This window comes from Clostridia bacterium (assembly GCA_012841935.1).
Lineage (GTDB): Bacteria > Bacillota > Peptococcia > DRI-13 > DTU073 > DUTS01.
On sequence record DUTS01000027.1, the window covers coordinates 1 to 6,507 of the forward strand.

4 protein-coding genes are annotated in these 6,507 nt (G+C 37.8%); all 4 read right to left on the minus strand.

The genetic code is table 11. The features are described 5' to 3' along the window. Positions 1-211: 211 nt before the first annotated feature. The 4 genes from GX687_01530 to GX687_01545 all read right to left on the minus strand — a co-directional run bounded on the left by GX687_01530 (position 212) and on the right by GX687_01545 (position 6,484). Positions 212-706, minus strand: a complete 495-nt coding sequence (locus GX687_01530) for a hypothetical protein (GenBank protein ID HHX96132.1) — start codon at positions 704-706, stop codon at positions 212-214. 16 nt (positions 707-722) lie between these two features. After that, positions 723-3,206: a copper amine oxidase N-terminal domain-containing protein gene (locus tag GX687_01535; protein ID HHX96133.1), complete on the minus strand. Its 2,484-nt coding sequence runs from the start codon at positions 3,204-3,206 to the stop codon at positions 723-725. A gap of 91 nt (positions 3,207-3,297) precedes the next feature. Then, positions 3,298-5,331 (minus strand): hypothetical protein, encoded by a 2,034-nt coding sequence (locus GX687_01540; GenBank protein HHX96134.1) that lies wholly within the window; start codon positions 5,329-5,331, stop codon positions 3,298-3,300. 10 nt (positions 5,332-5,341) lie between these two features. Continuing rightward, on the minus strand, positions 5,342-6,484 hold the full coding sequence (locus GX687_01545) for a TolC family protein (protein HHX96135.1): 1,143 nt from the start codon (positions 6,482-6,484) through the stop codon (positions 5,342-5,344). Between the last annotated feature and the right edge of the window lie 23 nt (positions 6,485-6,507).

The following is a 6,507-nucleotide window of genomic DNA, read 5'->3' on the forward strand; positions in this document are numbered from 1 at the left end:
CCTACCGCTTTTCCCTCCAAAATCCTATTTTCCTCCAGAAGTCCCCTTTTCCCACAAGCTACAGCCTACCAAACCTTAATTTTCTTCACATACATCATTTTGGGCCTTTTTTAAAACCCAAGCAGAAGTCTTCAGCCTAATAATAGTCTGCAACTAAAAGCCCACAATACCAGCATAAAATAAGCCCCCGATTTTTAACGGGGGCTTATAATTATGCTTCTATTTTCACAAAATGAAAGTCATAATCAACAATTTGCCAAAGCTGTTCATTCTTATGTAATTCTAAAAAACCAAACCCGCGGAAAATTCCATCTAAATTTTCGTCTTCTTCACTGGTAAACTCCTCACGAGAAACTACCTCTACAGAAGCTTCATTTTCTTCTATCATGATTTCCTCAAAATCAAGTCCTTTTAATTTACTAGAAAACTTTTGGGTCTTAACAAATTCAACCCAACTATTAGCCTCTTCTTCTAAAAACCGTTCTCCAGCCTCAGCAGTCCAGTATTCCAAACCTGCTTTTGGTTCAATTTTCTGCCAATCAAAATTTTTATTTGCTTGGTAAAAAGCCTCCACTACTTCTTTAATTGCTGCTTCATCATCTTTACTTTCATTTACTACCCCAATAACTGTTTGCTGACTGCAGCTACAGCCGACAGACAATAATAAAAAAGTTGTTAATAATATTAAACTTATCATTTTACGCATCACTACACCACCCCATTTACTTTGTAATAATTACTCGGCGTGTTTCTTCTTCCCAAACTACCGCCGCCCCAAAAGATTCACTAACAAAGCGAGCCGGGATCATAACCCGATTATCAATTAAAGTAGCTGGAACATCAATTGCTTTCCAAACATCATTTACTTTAACCAATTTAGAATCAATATAGAAAAAGAGTTCCCGATCTTGATATTTTACCTTTATAGTACGAGTTAAAGCCTCATAATCAGTTTCCGCACCCAAAGCATCACCTAGGGCCCGTAAAGGAACAGCAGCTCTCCCTTCTAAAATTACGGGAGCGACATCTAATTCGATTTTTGTTTTCCCTAAATAAACAGTCTTACTATCTATTTGAAATACTATTTCATTTTCCTGCCACTCAACTAAAGCCTCACCAATTTGATAAGCCTCAGAAAGTGCAAAATAGCCCTGAGAGGTTTCAATCACTAAACAATAACTACCTCCACTAAGCGGATTTTCTATTTCTGCCTGCAGATCAATTAAAATGGTTACACTACCTTCTATCTTTAATTCTTCAGGTAAAGTAAGTACTAATTTATTACCCACTACATTTACCTTTTCCGGTATCTCACCATTTATTTTAATCCAAGAGCGAGATAAATTAGCGGGTACAACTGTACCAGTAGGGAAAGTAAGACTAATCGTATCCCCAGCTACCAAATCACCAGCAGTATGTTCAAAAAAGATAATATAACCTGCTTTTTCACCACTTTCCTTAGCAGTTAGTTCTACCCAAGGCAGTTCTTCACCTTCACCCACTACTGTTTCTCTAATTTTAATGATTTGATTATAAAGGGGACTGTTATTCAAAGAAGAACACAGCAGTAAATTATAATCCCCTTCTGCCGTAGGATTCTGAATCCCAGCATTAATCTTTATTTCCGTTAAATCATAAGTACGGAATTCAATATCTGGTAAAGTAATCACTAAAGATTGCCCTACCAATTCTAATTCCTTCGGTTTTTCACCATTAATCTGCACCTCATCTAAGCGGGGCACCCCACTTATTTCATAAGCCACTGGGAAAATCACATGTAATTTATCCCCTGCTCTTAAATCACCTAAGGCTCCCTCTTTAAAAACAATTTTCAAACTAACCTTTTCCCCAGGCCGGTAAGAAGAAAGCTGAAAATCTGGTTCAGCTACTTCGATTTTTTCCTCTACTTTATCAGAACCCACAATTTCATACCGCCGTGATTTTATCTTACCTTGATCAGCACTAGTGCTAACGATTATTTGATATTCTCCTCCACTTGTGGGATTTTTAATACCTGCCTCTGTTTTAAATACTATGTTTACATAGGCCTCATCCCCAATATAAATACCATCTGGAATAGCTAAAGTAGCCGTCCTATTTTTGGAAGAAGTACTTATCGTTCGCACACTTTCCCCATTAATAGTTACCTGACTGCGTGAAATACTACTTGGCAGAGAAGTTCCCACAGGAAATTCTAAATAAATACGACCATCCCGAGCTGCTAAAGCCCCTTCCCTACTAGTAGTAAACCCAATAGTATACTGTCCCTTTTCCCTAGCACCATTGGGATTCACAAATACCACCGGAGTGGTAATTGATAATCCCACTTGACACTTAATAGAAGCATTTACAGTATCTGCAGAAGTATAAACACCTAAATTATAAGTGCCACTTTTGCGGGGATTGCGAATTCCGGCCCGACTATCAATTCTAATCACCACATCCTCACGGTCCCTAATTTTTACTTCCGGGGGTACCATGATTCGCAAAGTATTAGTTTTAGTATCTACCTCTACACTACCAGGTAAAGCTGTTACTCCGTTTATCTCCACATCACCGGCAATTATCGTTCGCGGTAGATAAAACTCAGGTGCCAATTCTACAAAAATAAAATCCGCTTCGGGAACTAACCTTCCTTGTGAACCAGTACGAAAACTAATTTCTAATTCGGCAAATTGATCTACTGCCGCCGGACTAAGCATCACTTCCAAACGCGAAACCTGACTGCCTTTAATCGTAAAGGAATTAGTTTTCACCCGCCGTTCCCGTGAAGTCTCCACCTCTAAATAATGGCTGCCCGCTTTTCGCGGTAATTCAATTCCTACCGCGGGAGAAATAACAATCCCTACATAATCATTAGCTCGTACCTGTACCTGACTAGGCAAAGTAATAATTAAACGCCGTTCACTAAAATATAAAGAACGCGGTTCCACAGCCACACCATTGATAAAAACACCTTCAAGATTATCCCCACGTGCTTCTGGCAAAACCGTTCCTTCAGGAAAATAAATAATAACTTCATCGCGTCCACCTTCTAAGGCTCCGGAACTGCCAACATAAAAACCGAGAGTATACTGTACAGGTTCACCTACCTGTAGAGGACTAACTTCGACAGTGGCAATGCTTAGAGAGGCCACCGCAATTTGAGGTGCCAACAAAAAGAACACCCCCAAGATACTAAAAAACAATGCTTTTTTCTTTACCAAAACACTCAACCCCCCTAAAATGTTCTGACAATACCACTTCTTTTTATTTCTACAAAATTAACTATTTCCCTGCCTTTTCCCAAAAAATTAACTAAAATCTATCCTTTAACCATTCATGTTCAGCAATAGTTTGTTTACTCAACTTTTTAAATAATTCCCGGGCCTGTTCCCTTTCACCTAAAGCATCATAGGCATAAATTACTTCCACCAAAAAAGGCTCATAATTCGTAAGTTTTATTCTTTCTGCCCAAGAACCCACCCCTTCAGGTACTGAAGCCATTTCCGCAAGTGCCCTTTCCCAAAGTACAATTATTTCTTTTAAAGCCAAAGGTTCCCCTTTTTCCACTACCCGCCGGTAAAGATTAGCAGTTTGAGCATAAATATCATTTTCAAATTTAAACAAATAAGGACGGGCTTGCTCTAAAATTTCTAATACACCCTTACAATCATCTAAAGCCAATAAAAACTTAGCCTCCAGCAAATACCAATTATAATTAAAGGGATCCTTTTGACGTGCCCGCCTTCCTTTTTCCAAAGCTGATTGGGCATACTTTTCTTCCCCGGTTTGCAGATAAGCCTGAAAATGCACAGCCGCTAAATTGGCATAATTTTGAGCATCAAAGGGATAAAATCTGATCGCCTGTTCTAGATTAGCCACTACTACCCCATAATCACTACTTTCCCCTAAACGATTACTATAACCTAAGGAAATACCCCAAGAACCTACCACCAGTAAATAAACCATTAAAAAACATCCTAAAGCCCATTTGGATATCTTCACTTCTTTTTGCCAAACTCCACTATCCTTAATTTGACGATTAAACAAACCTAAAATAGTCCAAGCTACCAAAGCCATAAATCCCAAAGCCATATCTAAATCAACCAAGCTGTGTAAATAAAGAAACAAAAAAGCACCACCCAAAGACCAGATTAAAGGATCCTGCCTGTATTTAAACATATAAAATAAAACTACACCCAAAACAGCCGCAAAAACTACTAACCCCAATACACCCACTTCTACTCCAGTTTCCAAAAATTGAGAATGTATTTCCGGAGTGTAGTAATAGGAAGAACGTATTCTAGGGAATTGAATTTGCCAGGCTCCTCCCCCCTGACCTAAATAATTACCCTCCTGCATTACTCGCCAAGCATCTTTATAAAACAAAAATCTACCCCGAGCACTGCTAGCACCCAAACTAATACTTTTAAACCTCTGTAAAAATACCGCGGCTTCACTTAATCCCCAATACTTGATACCACCCACCATTAAACCCAAAATAGCCACAAATCCACAAACTGTACTCACTTTTTTTTGGCCCTTTTGCAGCCAATTCCAACCCAAGCTTAACAAACTACCTCCTAGAAAAACTATCACTTTAATTCCCCAATGATATTTACCAAAAATAAAAAGGGAACTCAAAAAAGCCAAAGTAGTTATACCCACAATCTTAAACAGTGCTTTTCTCTGGAAACAACCCCACAGCAAAATTCCCGGAATAAAAATTAACCACATTAAGCGAGACTGGGTACCAAAAATACCCACAGTTAAAAAATAAATACCCCCTAAATAAATACTTTTTCCCGGCTGTTCCAAATAATAGCCCAAAACTACCATTGCCCCTAAATAAGCTGCTAAAGCATTACAATATTTTAAAGTACCATAAAATCTACTACCCCGTACTAAACCTTCCAAATGAATCAAATCAAAATATGCCAAAAAGGCTAAAAAAGTAGTTAAAAGACCAATAGAAAATAAAACCTTAATTATCTTTTTAATTTCTGACTTCTTAACAAAAGTACTAACCAGCCAGAAAACTAAAAAATAATTAAGATATTTAAAAACCTCTTCTAGGGCTAGTTTAAAATAATAACTGCTCCCCAAATGTACAACATATAATAAAACCAATGCAGCCAAAAGATAATCAAGCCCAGTAGCTAAAAAACTAACTTTTCCTTTCACCATCATTAAAATTAAAAAAATAGCTATCCCGGAAAGCAAATGCATAATAACAAATTCTTCCGCCTGATAAACACCAAAAAAAGCCGGTATTAATAAAATAAATAATAGGGCCGCAAAAACCATTGCCTGCAAAGTGGTTTCATAGGCCCGCTCTTTTTTAACCAATTTAACTCACCTACTCCACAATCCCCATTTCCACCAATTCCAATTCACTTACCAACATAAAGTAATCATATTTAGCCCGAGCCTCATCCATAACTGCTTGTTTTAAAGCCAATTCACTACCTAACTTTTCCATCCGTGAAATTATACCCTGTTCATATTTATAGCCTGCAAAACGCTCCCTTAATTCAGCTTCACTTTTTTTATAAACCGCTGCTTGCCATGCCTTATATTTTGCATGCAAACCATCTAAGACATCTTTAACTCGTTCCCCAACTTTCTGCTCAGCATCCACTAAATCAATTTCCGCCTTTTCAATTTCCGCCGCAATTACGGCCCGTTCCTTCCGATCAGTGGTATCACGGTACTCCTTCCTTAATTTTTCCAAATCCCTCTCTTTTTGTGGTATTAAAGGACTATTAATTAAACAAGCTTCCAAGACCTCATTATAATTCTTCTCTATTTTTTCCGGAGTATATAATGGTACCACAAGATTTAAAGGGGTACTCACCTTTCTCCCCATTAAATCATTTAATTTCCAACTAACATCTTTTATAGAAACCCTTAAATCTGCCAGTGCCTTATTTGTCTCCACCAATTCACTTTCTGCCTGCTGTACCTCCATAATGGTTCCCAAACCCAAATCCCGACTATAAATAGCTATTTCTTTACTCAAATTCTGCAACTGCTGTGCCTTTTCTAAAACATCCACAGCTAATCTTTGATAATAGATACCAAAAAATAATTTTTCAATACCTACTTCCATCTGTTTTAAAGCCTGCTGATAGGTCACTTTTAAATCTTCATACTGATCCTTAGCTTCATCCCACATCTTCTTTAAAGGTGAATCTGCACCCAAATTTGAAGGAAACTGCTTCTTTAGGGCTCCAATGGTTGCCCTCTGCATAGCAGCCACTTGCATTTTATATACCAATTCCTCCCGAAGTAAACTAACCTCCTCCCCTTCCGCCGATTCTAACCGGGCTTCTAAATCCCTTATTTCACTATTTAAATATAGCAAATAATTACGTGCATTATTATACTGTTTATAAATATCCTTAGCCTCATATGTATCTTTAGCAATACTAGCTCGCAGCCTCAACTGCTCCACAGTAATTTCTAAACTTTGCAAACTCCTCGCATTTTCAATTGCCAAAGCCTTAGCCTCATTTAAAGTTA